Raw genomic sequence first — 16,698 nt, forward strand, 5'->3', positions numbered from 1 at the left:
CGGGCACGTCACCCCGAAGCTCTAGACTGACCTCGTGTCACTCGCGGTCTGGTTCTCGTTGCTGACCGCGTCCGTCGTGATCAGCCTCACGCCCGGTGCGGGCGCCATCAACACCATGTCCAACGCCATGAGCCAAGGGTGGCGGCGCTCGATCTGGGGCATCATCGGCCAGCAGATCGCTCTGGTCGTCCACGTGGCGATCGTCGCTGCCGGCGTCGGTCTCCTCGTCTCACGCTCGGAACTCCTTTTCAACGCCATCCGCTATGCCGGAGCCGCCTACCTCGTCTTCCTCGGGGTAAGACTCCTGCTCGCCCGGCCCGCTGCGGTCAACGTCGATGTCGACGCCCCGACCCCGATCGACCTCCGTGAGAGCCACTGGTCGATGATCCGACGGGGATTCTGGGTGAACCTCTTGAACCCGAAGGCGATCGTCTTCTTCCTGGCGTTCATCCCCCAGTTCGTGCGGCTCGATGAACCGCCACTCCCCCAGTACCTCACCTTGATCGCCACCGTGGTCGTGGTCGACGTGATCGTCATGTGGGGGTTCTTCGCAGCTGCCGCACGGCCCTTCCGACGGCTGACGGCGTCCGCGCGTGGACAACGTGTACTCAACGTGGTCTTCGGAACGCTGTTCATCGCCGTCGCCGGTGTCCTCGTCGTCGTGCACTGAGCGGGCGCCGGGCGGCTACCGCCTCTAGGCTGGATGCGATGGAAATGAACGCCGACGCCTTCGAAGAGCTCGTGATCGACGAGCTCGACCGGCTCCCCGATGACATGGTCGAGGGGCTGGAGAACATCGTGTTCGTCGTCGAAGATCGCCCGGAGGACGGCAGCCTCGATCTTCTCGGTCTCTACGACGGTCTGGCACTCACCGAGCGCACCCAGTACGGCATGGGCGAGCTCCCCGACCGCATCGTGGTCTACCGTGACCCGCACCTGGCACAGTGCGATTCCGAAGACGAACTCCGCGATGAGATCCACACCACACTGGTGCACGAGATCGCCCACTTCTACGGCATCGACGACGACCAGCTGCATGAGATGGGATGGGCATGACGACACCGGCTGCGCTTCCCGAGCTCGACGAGACCACCGATCTTCGCGCCGCTCCCCTCGAGCCGTGGCAGGTCGTCGTCTGGAACGACCCGGTGAATCTCATGAGCTACGTGGTGCGCGTGTTCCGGACGTACTTCGGCTACTCGGTCGACCATGCCACCGCACTCATGCTCGCCGTCCACCACGAAGGCCATGCGGTGGTCGCGACCGGCCCCAGAGAGACCATGGAGGTCCATGCCCAGGCGATGCACGACTTCGGGCTCTGGGCGACAGTCCGGAAGGCGGCATGATGACCGTTGAGCGCATCCTTCAGGAGATGACGTTGATCGAGGCGTTCCACCTCGCGCGACTGGTGGACGACTTCGTGGAACTCGTCACCGATTCCCGGGACATCGCTGACCCCGCCGTCGATCGGCTGACTCCGACCCCGTATCCGGAGGACTCGGACGCGGCGGCGGAGTTCAGCGTCGCGACGAGAGACGATCTTCTCGACCGTCGCCTCGCCGACGCCCGCATCGTACGGTCGGCTCTCGGCACACTGCCCCCGGACTCCGACGCGCTCACGGAGGACACGGCTCTCACGACGCGAGAGGTGTTCGTGTCCATCGAGAGCGTCGACGCCTGGCTGCGCACGCTCACTGCCATCCGTCTCGTCATCGCCACCCGACTGGGCATCACCTCCGACGAGGACCCCGGCGGGGACGATCGCCACGGCATCTACGACTGGCTGGGCTATCGCCTGGATCTGCTGATCCACGCTGCAGATGAGGCCGAAGGACTTCCGATCGACTGACCGCTAGGGGATCTCGACGATACGCGTCGCGAGCGCGCGTGGGTCGTCTCGGTCGATGTGGCGTCGCTCCTGAGCCGCCCATCGGTCCCAATGCGGGCGATAGGTGTCGCCATCACGGGCGAGCGCGCGCCTCTTCCGGGATTCTTCCGTCGATTCAACCCAGATCCGGACGTCGGCGAGGCCTGCGGTCGACGGCCGCAGGATCCCGCTGCCCTCGACGATCACGCCGAGAGCAGGGTCGACGGCGTGGCTCTCGGCCTCGGTCTCCGCTTCCCAATCCCAGCGCCGCCAGGTCCCCAGGTACCCCCGCCCGTGCGGGCGAAGAATCCACTCGAGAGCGCGTTCCGCGCCCTGATCGAGCCCGTCCCAGCCCGGGTAGATCGAGTCGAGCGCGACGAGCTGCACGTGGCCGAGCTCAGGCCAGCGCCGCACGAGCCGCGCAGCGAGGGAAGACTTGCCTGCACCGCTGCCGCCGTCGATGAGGACGACCGGGTTGGCCGCAGCCAGTGATCGGATGTCCTGCGCGATCAGGGTCGCCGCATGCTCGAGTGCTGCCGCGACCGGGTCGTCACTTCTTGAGGGCACGGATGATACGTGCGAACGCTCGTCCGGCGACCCAGACGAACGGCACGGCCACAACGAGCAGAGTGACGATGTTGGGCTCGAAGCGCAGGCCCTCTTCACGCCGCACGTAGACACCGACCGGAACGGAAACGCCTCCGCCTCCACCGCCTTCGGCGCCGTCCCCACTCCCCCCGCCGAATCCCGAATAGGTGAACGCGACCGGCGTGATGCTCACCCCATCCACGTCCTGCGGCTCTCCATACGCGCTCTTCACGCCGAAGGACGCAGCTTGCTTTCCGAGTTCCAGTGCAATGTTCGGCATAAGCCCACGGTAGTCGAGGAACGCCGAGCGTGTGGGATCAATCCACGCCGTGCGCCTTGGGATGTTGGGCCGCGCCTCGCCCTTCACCGCGTCCGATGTGCCGTGCGCGGCTGATCGTCGTCGAGCCGAAACGAGCCATGGCTTCATCGACCGCGCCTTCGACCTTGCGCCAGTCCTCGTCGTCGTCCCAGAGTGCCATTCCCGCGCCACCGGCAGGTCGCAGATTCTCTGCCCGAACCCCCACGAGACGGACGGGGTCGCGTCGGTCGATCTGCTCGAAGAGCGTCTGTGCCGCCTCGCCGATCCGCTGTCCGACTGCCGTGGGCTCCGTCAGAGTATGGGATCTGTTCACGGTGCGGAAGTCGTCGAATCGGATCTTGATCGCGACGGTCGACGCCTCCCAGCCGGCGCGTCGAAGCCGGACCGCGACCCGGTCGGCCAGACGCAGCAGTTCGGCACGGAGGAACGGCCGGTCCAGGATGTCCGTGTCGAAGGTCTCCTCATGGCCGATGCTCTTCTCCACTCGCTCCGTATCGACGGATCGAGGGTCTTCTCCGCGGGCGAGTTGTCTGAGGCGGGCACCGAGCGCGGCTCCGACGGCACGATCGATCATCTCCGTCGGCGCGTCGCGGACGTCCTGCACCGTGCGGATACCGCGTGCTTCGAGCGCCTCCGCAGCTTTCGGTCCCACTCCCCACATCGCACGTACGGGCCGAGGCGCGAGGAAGTCGAGCGTGTCGTCGCCCGCGACGATGAGCATCCCGTCGGGCTTGGCGATCGTCGAAGCCATCTTGGCGACATGCTTGGTCGCCGCGACGCCCACGCTGCACGTGATGCCGACCTCGTCGCGCACACGTTCTCGAATCAGCTCGGCGATGCGCGCCGGGCTCCCCCACAGACGCCGCACGCCCTGCACATCGAGGAAGGCCTCGTCCACGGACAGCGGCTCGACGAGCGGCGTGAACGACTCGAAGATCGCCATGACCTGTCGGGATACCTCTTGGTAGCGCGCGAAGTGCGGCGGGACGATGCGCGCGGACGGACACAGACGCAGCGCCTGCGACACCGGCATCGCGGCGCGCACGCCGTATCGACGGGCCTCGTACGAGGCGCTCGAGACGACGGAACGGCCATCCGGTGCGCCGATGATCAGCGGCAGACCCCGGAGCGTGGGGTCATCCAGCACCTCGACGGCCGCATAGAACGCATCCATGTCGACGTGCAGAATACGCGTGCCGGTATCCTCCGCACCCGCGTCGGAGACGATCCGCCCTCTGCCGTCACCGTGTCCCATGCGAGGATTCTCCCCCGAGCCTCAGACATGAGGCCCGGGGGCGCGCGCTACTGCGCCGCGCGCTCGAGGATGAGCTCACGGACGCGCGCGGCATCCGCCTGGCCCTTCATCGCCTTCATGACCGCTCCGATGACCGCTCCGGCCGCCTGCACCTTGCCGTCCTTGATCTTCGCCATCACGTCGGGCTGTGCCGCCAGAGCCTCGTCGATCGCCGCGATCAGCGCGCCGTCATCAGACACCACCGCGAGCCCGCGGGCATCCACGACCTCCTGCGGAGTGCCCTCACCGGCGATGACGCCTTCGAGCACCTGGCGGGCGAGCTTGTCGGTGAGCGTTCCCGCGTCGACGAGCCGCTGCAGAGCAGCGACGTTCTCCGGGCTGATCAGCGCGGTGGCGTCCTGGTCCTGGGCGTTTGCGATGCGAGTGATCTCACCGGTCCACCACTTGCGTGCGGTGGCGGGTGTCGCCCCCGCGGTGATCGTCGCCTCGACGACCTCGAGCAGGCCGCCGTTGCGGACGTCCTGGAACTCCAGATCGGTGAATCCCCATTCCGTCATCAGACGACGGCGGCGAGCCACCGGTTGCTCGGGAAGAGCCGCACGCAGCTCCTCGACCAGCTCGGCGGCCGGTTCCACGGGCAGCAGGTCAGGCTCCGGGAAGTACCGGTAATCATCGGCGTCCGACTTCGGGCGCCCCGGCGAGGTGGTCCCGGTGTCCTCGTGCCAGTGACGCGTCTCCTGGGTGATCGTGCCGCCGTCGGCGAGGATCTGCGCCTGGCGCTGGATCTCGTACCGCACGGCCCGCTCCACGGAGCGCATCGAGTTGACGTTCTTCGTCTCGGTGCGAGTGCCGAGCTCGTCGGTGCCACGTCGACGCAGCGAGACGTTCGCGTCGCAACGCAGGTTGCCCCGCTCCAGTCGCGCTTCGGAGATGCCGAGGCCACGCACGATGTCGCGGATCGCCTGCACGTAGGCCTTGGCGACCTCCGGTGCACGGTGCTCGGTGCCGTAGATGATGTTCGTCACGATCTCGACCAGCGGGACACCCGCCCGGTTGTAGTCGACCAGCGAGTACTCGGCCCCCTGGATGCGTCCGGTCGCCCCACCCATGTGAGTGAGCTTGCCGGCGTCCTCCTCCATGTGCGCGCGCTCGATCGGGATCGTGATGAGCGTGCCGTCCTCGAGCTCGACCTCGACCGACCCGTCATAGGCGATCGGCTCGTCGTACTGCGAGATCTGGTAGTTCTTGCCGAGATCCGGGTAGAAGTAGTTCTTGCGGGCGAACCGGCTCGACTCCGCGATCGAGCAGCCGAGGGCGAGACCCAGGCTGATCGAGGAACGGATCGCCGTCTCGTTCACGACCGGCAGCGAGCCGGGGAGACCGAGATCCACGGGAGCGATGAGAGTGTTCGGTTCCGCGGCGTGGTAGGCCTCGTTGGCCGGGTTGGGCGCGTCGGAGAACATCTTCGTGTTCGTGTTGAGTTCGACGTGCACCTCGAAACCGAGGACCGGCTCGAACAGCTCGAGCGCCTTGTCGAAGTCCATGAGCTTGGCGGCGGCCATCAGCGGGTCCCTCCTGCGAGCTGGGGTGCGCGGGTGAGCAACGGAGCGCCCCACGAATCGACGAGCAACGTCTCCAACGCGGCGCCGACGCGATACAGGCGCGCGTCCTCACGCGCAGGAGCGATGAACTGGATGCCGACGGGCAGCCCGTCCTCGTCGGCGAGACCGCTCGGGATCGAGATGCCGGGGACGCCGGCGAGGTTGACCGGAATCGTGGTGATGTCGTTGAGGTACATCTGCAGCGGATCGTCGACCTTCTCGCCGATCTTGAACGCCGTGGTCGGAGCCGAGGGCGTCGCGATCACGTCCACCTCCGCAAAGGCGTTCGCGAAGTCCTGCTGGATGAGCGTGCGGACCTTCTGCGCACTCCCGTAGTAGGCGTCGTAGTACCCGGCGGAGAGCGCGTACGTGCCGAGGATGATGCGGCGCTTCACCTCGTCACCGAAACCGGCATCGCGCGTCGCGGACATCACATCCTCGACAGTGGGCGTGCCGTCGGGAGTCACGCGCAGGCCGAAGCGCACGGAGTCAAACTTCGCCAGGTTGCTCGATGCCTCCGCTGGCAGGATGAGGTAGTAGGCGGCCACGCCGTACTCGAAGTGCGGAGCACCGATCTCGACGATCTCCGCTCCCTGCGCCTCCATCATCGCGAGTGCGCTGCGGAACGACGCTGCCACACCGGGCTGGAATCCACTGTCGGGCAGTTCACGGATGACGCCGACCTTGAGTCCCTTGAGGACGTCCCCTCGCGCGCCTTCGCGCGCCGCCTCGGCGAACGACGGCCATTCGTCACGCAGGGAGGTGGAATCCTTCGGGTCGTGCCCGGCGATCACATCGTGCAGCAGCCCCGAGTCGAGGACCGTTCTCGAGACCGGACCGACCTGGTCGAGGCTGGATGCGAGAGCGATCGCGCCGTAGCGGCTCACGCCGCCGTAGGTCGGCTTGACGCCCACGGTGCCGGTGACGTGCGCGGGCTGCCGGATCGAGCCACCGGTGTCCGAGCCCAGGGCCAGCGGTGCTTCGAAAGCCGCCACCGCCGCGGCCGAGCCGCCGCCCGAGCCGCCCGGGATGCGGTCGAGGTCCCACGGATTGCGAGTGGGGCCGTATGCCGAGTGCTCGGTGGACGATCCCATCGCGAACTCGTCCATGTTGGTCTTGCCCAGCGGCACCAGTCCCGCCGCTCGCGAACGGGCGACGACGGTCGCGTCGTACGGCGAGCGGTATCCCTCGAGGATGCGCGAACCACTGGTGGTCGGCTGATCGGTCGTGACCAGGACATCCTTGATGGCCAGCGGCACACCGGCCAGCGGGCCGAGAGTCTCACCCGCGGCACGACGGGCATCGATCGCCGCCGCGGCCTCGAGGGCACCCTCATTGACATGCAGGAACGCGTGGACGTCGCCGTCGACCGCGGTGATGCGATCGAGATGGGCCTGCGTCGCTTCGACGCTCGACACCTCGCCCGCGACCAGCTTCGCGGCGAGATCGGCCGCGTTCAGTCCGATGATGTCGCTCACTGCTCTTCTCCCAGGATCGCGGTGACGCGGAAACGGCCGTCGGCAGCGTCCGGCGCATTCTGCAGTACCTGCTCGTGCGTGAGCGTCTGTCCGACGACGTCGGGACGGAACACGTTGCTCAGCGGGATCGGGTGGCTCGTCGCGACGATGTCAGCGGTGGCGACCTCCGACACCTTGGCGATGTTGTCGACGATGGCGTCGAGCTGGCCCGTGAGCCGCGTCACCTCGTCGTCGTTCAGCTGGATGCGCGCGAGCACGCCGAGATGGCGTACAAGATCAGGGGTGATTTCAGACACCCCTTCAGTCTAGTTGGCGCGTTCCCCGGTCCTCCGTCCCGACGAGCGACTCGACATATGCTGGGCGGGTGAGCACGTTCCAGCCCCCTCGCCCGTGGATCGCCAGCTACGCCGGAGGCGTCCCGGAAGACCTGCCTCCCGTCGACGGATCTCTCGTGGACATCGTCACCGCGTCGGCCCGCGACTACCCGGACGCGCCCGCCCTCCAGTTCTTCGGGCGGGAGACGACATATGCGCAGCTGCAGACCGCGATCGACCGCGCCGCGACGGGACTGCGCGACCTGGGCGTCCGCGCCGGCGACCCGGTCGCGATCGTGCTGCCCAACTGCCCGCAGCAAATCATCGCGTTCTACGCCGTCCTCCGTCTCGGCGCGGTGGTCGTCGAACACAACCCCCTCTACACGCCACGAGAGTTGCGCAAGCAGTTCGAGGACCACGGTGCGAAGCACGCGATCGTGTGGAACAAGGTCGTCTCCACCGTGCAGGAGTTCCCCGCGGATCTTGCCGTGACGAACCTCATCGCCGTTGACGTGACGAGGGCCATGCCGTTCCTCACCCGTGTCGCTCTGCGACTTCCCATGGCGAAGGCCCGCGAATCCCGTGCAGCGTTGACCGAGAAGGTCCGCGGGGCGGTCGCCTGGGAGACGTTGCTCGCGGCGGCTCCGATCCCGGAATCGCATCCGAGACCGGGAACCGACGACCTCGCGATCATCCAGTACACGTCCGGAACCACCGGAACGCCGAAGGGCGCAGCCCTCACCCATCGCAACCTGCTCGCGAACGCCGCCCAGGCGCAAGCCTGGGTACCGTCGATCGAACGCGGGAACGGCTGCGTCGTCTACGCCGTGCTGCCGATGTTCCACGCCTACGGCCTCACCCTGTGTCTCACGTTCGCGATGTCGATGGGTGCACGACTCGTTCTCTTCCCGAAGTTCGATCCCGACCTCGTCCTCGACGTCGTCAAGAAGCACCCCGCGACCTTCCTGCCGCTCGTGCCGCCGATCGCCGACCGTCTTCTCGCTGCGGCAAAGGCGAAGGACGTGTCGCTCGACGGCATAGAGGTCGCGATCTCCGGCGCGATGGCACTGCCGCATGAGCTGGTGGTCCCCTTCGAAGAGGCGACCCACGGCTACCTCGTCGAGGGCTACGGGCTCAGTGAGTGCTCGCCCGTCCTCATGGCGAACCCGGTCGCCGACAACCGTGTGCCCGGCACCGTCGGGCTCCCCCTTCCGGGGACGGAGTGTCGCGTCGTCGACCCGGAGAACCCCCGCCGCGACGTCGAGGCCGGGGCGGCCGGCGAACTCGTCGTGCGCGGGCCGCAGGTCTTCTCGGGCTACTACGGCAAGCCCGAGGAGACCGAAGCCGTCTTCGTCGACGGCTGGTACCGCACGGGCGACATCGTCACGATCGACGACGCCGGCTTCGTACGGATCGTCGATCGGATCAAGGAACTCATCATCACGGGTGGCTTCAACGTCGCTCCCACCGAGGTCGAGAACGTCCTGCGCCAGCACCCGAAGGTCGCCGATGCAGCGGTCGTCGGTCTGCCCAGCGAGCATTCGGGCGAAGAGGTCGTCGCTGCGATCGTCGTGGACCCCGGAACCGATATCGATGTCGAAGAGATCCGTGACTTCGCGCGCAGCATCTTGACTCCGTACAAGGTGCCCCGTCGCGTCTTCGTGGTCGACGAATTGCCCAAGTCCCTGATCGGAAAGGTGCTCCGACGCCAGGTGAAGGAGCGGCTGATCTCACTGACCACCGGCGTCTGAGGCCGCCCTCACAGGCGCCGAGCATCGCGGCGCGCTACCCTTGGGAAGTGACCCCTGAAGATGCAGAGCTGACCGACGCCCCCGAGGACTCCCCCGCGACCCCCGGATTCGAGGAGCTCGGCATCACCGGGCCCGTCCTCAAAGCCATCAAGGATCTCGGCTATGAGACCCCGTCGCCCATCCAGGCGGCCACCATTCCCACGCTCCTGGCCGGACGCGATGTCGTCGGGATGGCGCAGACCGGAACCGGAAAGACCGCGGCCTTCGCGCTTCCCGTCCTCGAGCGCCTCGACGTCTCGCAGAAGACCCCGCAAGCACTCGTGCTCGCGCCCACCCGCGAACTCGCGCTCCAGGTCTGCGAGGCCTTCGAGTCCTATGCTTCCAAGATGAAGGGCGTCCACGTCCTCCCCGTCTACGGCGGACAGGGCTACGGCGTTCAGCTGTCGGCGCTGCGTCGCGGCGTCCACGTCATCGTCGGCACGCCCGGCCGCATCATGGACCACCTCGCGAAGGGCACTCTCGACCTGTCCCAGCTCCAGTATCTCGTGCTCGACGAAGCCGACGAGATGCTGAAGATGGGCTTCGCCGAAGACGTGGAGCAGATCCTCGCGCAGACTCCCGAAGAGAAGCAGGTCGCCCTGTTCTCGGCGACGATGCCCCCGCAGATCCGCCGCCTCGCGCAGAAGTATCTGCGTGAGCCGGAAGAGATCAGCATCAAGTCCAAGACCGCCACCGGCACCAACATCACCCAGCGCTACCTCGTGGTGTCTTACGCGCAGAAGGTCGACGCTCTCACCCGGATCCTCGAAGTCGAGAACTTCGACGGGATGATCGTCTTCGTCCGCACCAAGAACGAGACCGAGACGCTCGCCGAGAAACTCCGCGCCCGCGGCTACTCCGCGGCAGCGATCAACGGCGATGTCCCCCAGGTGCAGCGTGAGCGCAGCGTGAACCAGCTCAAGGACGGCAAGCTCGACATCCTCGTCGCCACCGACGTGGCTGCGCGCGGGCTCGACGTCGAGCGCATCAGCCACGTCGTGAACTTCGACATCCCCACCGACACCGAGTCGTACGTGCACCGCATCGGTCGCACGGGTCGGGCGGGACGCTCGGGCGACGCCATCAGCTTCATCACACCGCGTGAGCGCTACCTGCTCAAGCACATCGAGAAGGCGACCCGTCAGCAGCCGACCCAGATGCAGCTGCCGAGCACGGAGGACGTGAACACCACGCGTCTGAACCGCTTCGACGACGCGATCACCACCGCGCTCTCGGAGACCGGACGGATCGAGGCGTTCCGCGACATCGTCGCCCACTACGTCCGCCACCACGATGTGCCGGAGGGAGACGTGGCCGCCGCCCTGGCCGTCGTCGCTCAGGGCGACAAGCCACTGCTCCTGGACCCCGCGAACGATCCTCTCTCGAAGGCGGTCGAGGCCGACAACCGTCCGCCTCGGGAGCGCAGCGCCCGCGACTCGCGTGAGCCGCGCACCGAACGCCGTAGCCGCGGCGACTATGCGGCGTACCGCATCGAGGTCGGACGCCGTCACCGTGTCGAACCCCGCCAGATCGTCGGCGCCCTCGCGAACGAGGGCGGGCTGGGTCGAGATGATTTCGGAGCCATCAACATCCGCCCCGATTTCTCGATCGTCGAGCTGCCTTCCAATCTCGACCCCGCCGTCCTGGAGAAGCTCCGCGACACGCGCATCTCCGGTCGCCTGATCGAGATCAAGCCCGATCGTGGCCCCGGGGGCGCTCGGCGCACTGCTCCGCGCGACGGTGGCAAGTTCGAACGACGCGACCGCGACGACCGTCCGGCACGCGACAACCGCGACGAGAAGCCGTACCGCAAACCCCGTCACAAGAGCTGACGCGTCGTCGCGCGTTCGACGACGCCGATCGCGGTGACGGCTTTCTCGTCGGAATGGATCTCGGCATAGGCGACGCGAGAGTGGTCATCGAGGACGATATGGACGAACGCGGTGCCGAGGCGGGGTTCTGACCGACTGTTGCGCTGCCCCGTTCGGCGGGCGGTGGCCTGACGGTTCCAGTCGCCTTGCTGTTTGCCGACGAAGCGCCATCCGCCGCCGTCGGGGATGTTCGGGCTGCGATCTGGGCAGGGCCGAGGCGCTGCCGCCAACGCAATGCGATGATCTTCCGCTTCATGTGCTCGCTCGTCCGATGCGGGATGCCGTGCGGGCGGCTCGACCGATCCTTCATCCCCGTCGCGCCCTCGGCGCGATACCGGTCTGCCCATTTGCGGGCGGTGACCGGCGACACCATGAACAGCTTCGCGACGTGGCGGACGGGATGCTTGCCGTCGACGATCATGCGTGCGAGTCGAAGCCGAGTGCGTGGCGTAAGAACAGCGTTGACGGGGGACATGAGGATCAACTCCAAGAGACAGCGCGCGGTCGGCGATGCAGAATCACGTCCAACCCGCGCAGAGACAGGGTTCAGAGCGGGCCGAGCACGCGTTTGGGGTCGGCATCGAGTGCGAGGGTCTCGAGCACCTCGAGGAGTTGCCGTTCCTCGTAACGGAAGTGGCTTTCCATGATCGCGGCGATCCCTTCCAGGTGCCGGGCGAGCTCGACCGGTGTTGCCGATGCGTCCACCGACGACTGCAACCCCCTCACAAGGTGAGCGATCATCGAGTGATCCTGCTGCAGATACCGCAACGTGTCCCGCAGTTCCGGGTGCGCGGCCGCGATCGCGGGGAAAAGCTCGCGATCCTCGCCCTCGTGATGTCCGGTCAGTGCCGTGCAGAACCCATGGCAGAACAGCAGCAGCTCACGCCCCGCGACCTCGGGAGATCGTCCCTGTGCGGCGGAGTCCTGCGCGACCCGCAGCGCCTGACGGAGCCGGTCATGAACCTGCCGCAGTTCGGTTGCCCAGGCGACCAAGCGCGCGCGCTCCCCCTCGAATGGCGGGACGGACGGCGAGCTGAGTCGCTGCAGTATCACCACGGGAATCACCCGCGATGTGCGCGCCTGATAGTCACCGAATTCCGGATCCTGCTCGACGACCTGCGCGAACAGCCGGTCGCGCTCTATGCCTGACGGAATCGACGCGAGTGCGTCGAATGACTCCGCTCCGACTTCGACGCTCACCTGGGGACGCGCGCGGACGTTCGCAAGCCATGCGGGGTGCCGTGGCCCGCCCATCGCCGATGCGACGACGGCGGGCATCCCATTCAGCTCGAAGTACGCCAACGGTGTCGTGCGGCGGATGCCCGTGCGCGCGCCGGTCGTGGTGAGCAGAGCGAGGGTGAACCCCTCGAACTTGCCGCCGACGCGGCCGGCGTTCGCACGGAACTCGTCGATGACACCGCGATTGAACGCATTGACAGCAGTGCTGTCGGTTTCGTCGTTCCGGGCTCCTAGCCCGGTGTTCTCGCCCTCAGTCACGAGAGGGCGAAGGGGTCGACATCATCTGTCGTCCTCCTTCATATCCCACGCCTCCATGCCTGACACGGACTGCCAACGACACGCGACGTTGGCATCAAGCCAACACCATCTGACGATGTCACCAAAGTCGCGAGGGACGGATCGGCTCAAGGGAATAAGCTCCCTGGACATCACAGCTAGCCCGATCCGCGCGCGAGCTGCGCCGCCACGTCGATCAACCGTTCCGGATGCTCGAGCAGTGCACGCTGTTCGGTGTGCGCGATGAGATGGGCGATCAGGCGGTGCGCCCCCGCGACGCTCGGAGCCCAGTATCCGCCGACATGATGACGACTCAACGGCACGGTGGTGTTCTCACCACCGACCGTGAGGGTCGCGGTACCGTCCTCAGGTTCGACTCCGGGGTCGCTCAGCGTCGCCGCGGTCACGGCACCGAGCACCAGCGTGCCGACCAGACCCGGCAGACGAAACCTGGTGGTCGGCACGTCGAACACGACCCGTTCGACGCTCGCCCACGGCAGGATGCTTCGGCTCTCGACACCCGCCCGGATCATCACCGCCTCCGGCGTCAGCCGAAGATGATGGCGGCCGGGGTCGCCGACGGCCAGCGCATCCGGGACGACGATCAGCGGACCGTATCGCTTCACGACCCCTCGCTTGCGGGAGGAAGCGCCCCAGGCCCTTCCGTCACCAGCACGTGGAACTGGGCTGCGTCGAGAATCCGGAGTCCGAGCTCTTCGGCCTTCGCCAGCTTCGACCCGGCACCCGGCCCGGCAGCGACGAAGTCCGTCTTCTTCGAGACGCTGGATGCCGCCTTGCCCCCCGCCTTGATGATGGCCTCCTGAGCGCCCTCCCGGGTGTATCCGTCGAGCGAGCCGGTGGCGACGATGGTCAGGCCTTCGAGGACGCCGCCGGCGGGAACCGCACCACCCGGACCGGGGTGACCGGGCGTCGACCACTGCACACCGGCGTCCGCCCACTTCTGCACGATCTCCTGGTGCCAGTCGATCTCGAACCAGTCGAGGACCGAATCCGCGATGATCCCCCCGACCCCCTCCACGGCGGCGAGTTCGTCCCGCGTCGCAGCGCGGATCGCGTCGAGAGAACCGAACCACTGGGCGAGTGCGCGCGCCGCGACCGGCCCGACGTGACGAATGTTCAGCGACACGAGCAGACGCCACAAGTCCTTCGTCTTCGCCTTCTCGAGCTCAGCGAGGAGTGTCAAGGCCTGCGAGGAGGGCTGCGGCCCCTCGAGACCGGACTTCCTCTCGGCCGGGGTCGGGTTCCTGCGGAACGGCGCACGCGTCTTGACGACCCCGTCGTCATCCTCCTTCGGAAGCCCGGTCTCGGCATCGCGCACGAAGAGTTCGATCGGCACGAGTTGTTCGAGGGTGAGGGCGAACAGGCCCGCCTCCGTCTCGAGAGGCGGGATCGCCGGCGAGGTCGGCTGCGTCAACGCGGCTGCGGTGACCTCACCGAGAGCTTCGACATCGAGTGCCCCGCGTGAGCCGATGTGCTCGACGCGACCGCGGACCTGTGCGGGGCAGGAACGGGCGTTCGGGCACCTCAGGTCGATGTCGCCCTCCTTCATCGCCCGAAGAGGTGTGCCGCACTCGGGGCATTCGACGGGCATCACGAACTCGCGCTCCGTGCCGTCTCGTCTCTCGACCACGGGTCCGAGAACCTCGGGGATGACATCACCGGCTTTGCGCAGCACGACGGTGTCACCGATCAGCACGCCCTTGGCCTTGACCACGTCCTTGTTGTGCAGCGTGGCCTGACGCACCACGGAACCGGCGACGTGCGCCGGCGCCATGACGGCGAAGGGGGTCGCACGACCCGTACGACCGACCGAGACCACGATGTCGAGCAGCGTGGTCTGCACCTCTTCCGGCGGGTACTTGTAGGCGATCGCCCACCTCGGCGCACGACTCGTGGCTCCGAGTTCAGCGTGCAGCTCGAGCTCGTCGACCTTGACCACGATGCCGTCGAGCTCATGCTCGATGTCATGCCGATGCTCGCCGAAGTACTCGACGAACGCGACGACGTCGTCGATCGTGCCGCAGACCTTCGTGTGCGGGCTCGTCGGCAGGCCCCATCCGGCGAGCACCTCGTACACCTCGCTCTGCGCTGCGACGGGAGGATTCGTCCACGCGCCGACACCGTGCACGTAGAGCGACAGGGACTCGATGCGCAGAAGTCCCGCTTCGAGCTCGAGCCCGTTCTTCTTGTCGATCTGCTGACGGAGCCCTCCACTGGCCGCGTTCCGTGGATTCGCGAAGGACGGGAAGCGTCGCGCGGCGGCGGTGCGCGCCTTCTCTTCGTCGAAGGGCTTCTTGACCCCGCCCCGCGCTTCCCACTTCGCGAGAGCATCGGCGTAGGCGCGATCGCGGTAGCTCGCCTGCGCGGCATTGAGACGTTCGAAGGCAGCGACCGGGATGAACACCTCACCGCGCACCTCGACGATCTCGGGGTGTCCCTCGCCGCTCAGACGATACGGGATCTCCGGAAGGCGCAGGGCGTTCTCGGTGACGACCTCCCCCACTCGTCCATCACCACGCGTCGCGGCGGAGGTCAGGACCCCGTTCTCATACCGGAGGTTGATCGCGAGGCCATCGATCTTCAGTTCTGTGAGCCATGCGACGTGACGGCCGGCCGCGGCTTCGGTCTTCGCCGCCCAGTCCCTCAGCTCGTCGACGGAGAACACGTTGTCGAGGCTGAGCATGCGCTCGGCGTGCTCGATGGTCGCGAGCCCTGTGGCCTCGGCGGCGCCGACCATCTGCGTGGGCGAGTCCTGCCCCTGAAGCTCGGGATGAAGCCTCTCGAGTTCTTCGAGCCGGTGCATCCACCCGTCATACGTGAAATCGTCGACGAGCGAGGTGTCTCGGCCGTAGTAGGCCTCTTTCGCATCGAGGATGCGGGTGGTCAGCTCCTCGGCTTCGGTTCGGGCGTCTTCCAGCGAGATGTTCTCCGGCACCTCGACAGTCTATGAGTGGGCACCGACACCGGAAACGTCTACGCGCCGACCGGAACGGCCGAGACCGTGGTGTCGATCGTGAACTGTCCGAGAACGCGGGTGCCGACATAGAGCACCGCTGTCTGCCCCGGCGCCACCCCGTCGAGCGGCACGTCCGGGACGACGCGGACGCCGGTGTCCGAAACCGTGGCCCGCGCAGGGACCGGTTCCGCGTGAGCGCGGATCTGGACGTGGCATTCGAACACGGATTCGGTGGGTGCGGCGCCCGCCCAGCTGAAGCGCTCCCCCGCGATCTCCGCGATCGCCAACGCTTCCTTCGGACCGACGACGACCGTGTTCGACACCGGCCGGACCTCGAGGACGAACCGAGGCTTGCCGTCCGGGGCGGGGATGCCGAGCTTGAGTCCGCGACGCTGTCCTACCGTGAATGCGTGGGCGCCCTCGTGCGATCCGACGACCTCACCACTGCGATCGACGATCTCGCCCGTGGCGGTGCCGACCTTCTCCGCCAGCCAGCCGCGGGTGTCGCCGTCGGGGATGAAGCAGATGTCATGGCTGTCGGGCTTCTGCGCGACGCTCAGCCCACGCGACTCCGCCTCCGCGCGCACGATCGCCTTCGACGGCGTCGTGCCGAGCGGGAAGTATGTGTGAGCGAGTTGCTCGGAGGTCAAGACGCCCAGCACATACGACTGATCCTTGGCGTTGTCCGAGGCACGGTGCAGCTCCAGCCCCTGCTCGCCGTCGATGAGTGTGGCGTAGTGGCCCGTGCACACGGCGTCGAAGCCGAGCTCGATGGCTCTTTCCAGAAGCGCGGCGAACTTGATCTTCTCGTTGCAACGCATGCAGGGGTTGGGCGTGCGGCCCGCCTGATACTCCGCGATGAAGTCCTCGATCACGTCGTCGCGGAAGCGCTCCGAGAAGTCCCAGACGTAGAAGGGGATGCCGAGCACGTCGGCAGCCCGGCGTGCATCGAGAGCGTCTTCGATCGTGCAGCATCCACGGCTACCGGTTCGCAGCGTGCCCCCGGCGCGGGAGAGAGCCAGATGCACACCGACGACGTCGTGTCCCGCCTCCACAGCCCTGGCGGCTGCAACGGCGGAATCGACTCCACCGCTCATCGCCGCAAGTATCCGCATGAGAACAG

General features: G+C 67.1%; 16 protein-coding genes and 1 pseudogene. 6 read left to right on the forward strand and 11 right to left on the reverse strand.

The window, feature by feature from the left end; genetic code table 11:
* Positions 1-34: 34 nt before the first annotated feature.
* The 4 genes from ACLF6J_RS02725 to ACLF6J_RS02740 are packed head-to-tail and all read left to right on the forward strand — an operon-like array spanning position 35 to position 1,849.
* Positions 35-670: a LysE family transporter gene (locus tag ACLF6J_RS02725; protein WP_134353681.1), complete on the forward strand. Its 636-nt coding sequence runs from the start codon at positions 35-37 to the stop codon at positions 668-670.
* A 38-nt stretch (positions 671-708) separates the two neighbouring features.
* On the forward strand, positions 709-1,056 hold the full coding sequence (locus ACLF6J_RS02730; protein WP_134353680.1) for a metallopeptidase family protein: 348 nt from the start codon (positions 709-711) through the stop codon (positions 1,054-1,056).
* Positions 1,053-1,346, forward strand: coding sequence for an ATP-dependent Clp protease adapter ClpS (gene clpS / locus ACLF6J_RS02735; RefSeq protein ID WP_244093655.1), 294 nt, complete (start codon positions 1,053-1,055; stop codon positions 1,344-1,346). The genes ACLF6J_RS02730 and clpS overlap by 4 nt, the downstream gene beginning before the upstream one ends.
* On the forward strand, positions 1,346-1,849 hold the full coding sequence (locus ACLF6J_RS02740) for a DUF2017 family protein (RefSeq protein ID WP_134353678.1): 504 nt from the start codon (positions 1,346-1,348) through the stop codon (positions 1,847-1,849). The genes clpS and ACLF6J_RS02740 overlap by 1 nt, the downstream gene beginning before the upstream one ends.
* A gap of 3 nt (positions 1,850-1,852) precedes the next feature.
* Here ACLF6J_RS02740 and ACLF6J_RS02745 read toward each other — a convergent pair whose 3' ends face one another.
* Genes ACLF6J_RS02745 through gatC form a run of 6 tightly spaced genes read right to left on the reverse strand, consistent with a single transcriptional unit; the run spans position 1,853 to position 7,404 of the window.
* On the reverse strand, positions 1,853-2,434 hold the full coding sequence (locus ACLF6J_RS02745; protein ID WP_134353677.1) for a hypothetical protein: 582 nt from the start codon (positions 2,432-2,434) through the stop codon (positions 1,853-1,855).
* A complete protein-coding gene (locus ACLF6J_RS02750) occupies positions 2,418-2,735 on the reverse strand; it encodes a hypothetical protein (protein WP_047523330.1) in 318 nt (105 codons plus the stop codon). Before ACLF6J_RS02750 ends, ACLF6J_RS02745 begins: the two co-directional genes overlap by 17 nt.
* A gap of 37 nt (positions 2,736-2,772) precedes the next feature.
* Positions 2,773-4,029, reverse strand: a complete 1,257-nt coding sequence (dinB, locus tag ACLF6J_RS02755; protein WP_134353676.1) for a DNA polymerase IV — start codon at positions 4,027-4,029, stop codon at positions 2,773-2,775.
* Between the two features lie 47 nt (positions 4,030-4,076).
* Positions 4,077-5,591, reverse strand: a complete 1,515-nt coding sequence (gene gatB, locus ACLF6J_RS02760; RefSeq protein ID WP_134353675.1) for an Asp-tRNA(Asn)/Glu-tRNA(Gln) amidotransferase subunit GatB — start codon at positions 5,589-5,591, stop codon at positions 4,077-4,079.
* On the reverse strand, positions 5,591-7,108 hold the full coding sequence (gatA, locus tag ACLF6J_RS02765; protein ID WP_047523334.1) for an Asp-tRNA(Asn)/Glu-tRNA(Gln) amidotransferase subunit GatA: 1,518 nt from the start codon (positions 7,106-7,108) through the stop codon (positions 5,591-5,593). The genes gatB and gatA overlap by 1 nt, the downstream gene beginning before the upstream one ends.
* Positions 7,105-7,404, reverse strand: coding sequence for an Asp-tRNA(Asn)/Glu-tRNA(Gln) amidotransferase subunit GatC (gatC, locus tag ACLF6J_RS02770; protein ID WP_047523335.1), 300 nt, complete (start codon positions 7,402-7,404; stop codon positions 7,105-7,107). Before gatC ends, gatA begins: the two co-directional genes overlap by 4 nt.
* A gap of 68 nt (positions 7,405-7,472) precedes the next feature.
* Here gatC and ACLF6J_RS02775 point away from each other — a divergent pair, with 68 nt between their 5' ends.
* The gene (locus ACLF6J_RS02775) at positions 7,473-9,173 is read left to right on the forward strand and encodes a long-chain-fatty-acid--CoA ligase (RefSeq protein ID WP_134353674.1); all 1,701 of its coding nucleotides are present in this window, start codon (positions 7,473-7,475) and stop codon (positions 9,171-9,173) included.
* Between the two features lie 47 nt (positions 9,174-9,220).
* Positions 9,221-11,044 carry a DEAD/DEAH box helicase gene (locus ACLF6J_RS02780; RefSeq protein ID WP_421076819.1) on the forward strand — a complete coding sequence of 608 codons (1,824 nt, stop codon included), beginning with the start codon at positions 9,221-9,223 and terminating at the stop codon, positions 11,042-11,044.
* 8 nt (positions 11,045-11,052) lie between these two features.
* Here ACLF6J_RS02780 and ACLF6J_RS02785 read toward each other — a convergent pair.
* The 5 genes and pseudogenes from ACLF6J_RS02785 to mnmA all read right to left on the reverse strand — a co-directional run.
* Positions 11,053-11,558, reverse strand: a pseudogene (locus ACLF6J_RS02785) (helix-turn-helix domain-containing protein); the annotation flags it as partial.
* Positions 11,559-11,629: 71 nt separating this feature from the next.
* Positions 11,630-12,580 carry a nitroreductase/quinone reductase family protein gene (locus ACLF6J_RS02790; protein ID WP_134353672.1) on the reverse strand — a complete coding sequence of 317 codons (951 nt, stop codon included), beginning with the start codon at positions 12,578-12,580 and terminating at the stop codon, positions 11,630-11,632.
* 176 nt (positions 12,581-12,756) lie between these two features.
* Positions 12,757-13,224 carry a hypothetical protein gene (locus ACLF6J_RS02795; protein WP_134353671.1) on the reverse strand — a complete coding sequence of 156 codons (468 nt, stop codon included), beginning with the start codon at positions 13,222-13,224 and terminating at the stop codon, positions 12,757-12,759.
* Positions 13,221-15,554 (reverse strand): NAD-dependent DNA ligase LigA, encoded by a 2,334-nt coding sequence (gene ligA, locus ACLF6J_RS02800; RefSeq protein ID WP_134353670.1) that lies wholly within the window; start codon positions 15,552-15,554, stop codon positions 13,221-13,223. The genes ACLF6J_RS02795 and ligA overlap by 4 nt, the downstream gene beginning before the upstream one ends.
* Positions 15,555-15,592: 38 nt before the next feature.
* Positions 15,593-16,690, reverse strand: coding sequence for a tRNA 2-thiouridine(34) synthase MnmA (gene mnmA / locus ACLF6J_RS02805; RefSeq protein ID WP_134353669.1), 1,098 nt, complete (start codon positions 16,688-16,690; stop codon positions 15,593-15,595).
* Between the last annotated feature and the right edge of the window lie 8 nt (positions 16,691-16,698).

This window comes from Microbacterium sp. IO18, assembly GCF_049099505.1.
Lineage (GTDB): Bacteria > Actinomycetota > Actinomycetes > Actinomycetales > Microbacteriaceae > Microbacterium > Microbacterium aurugineum.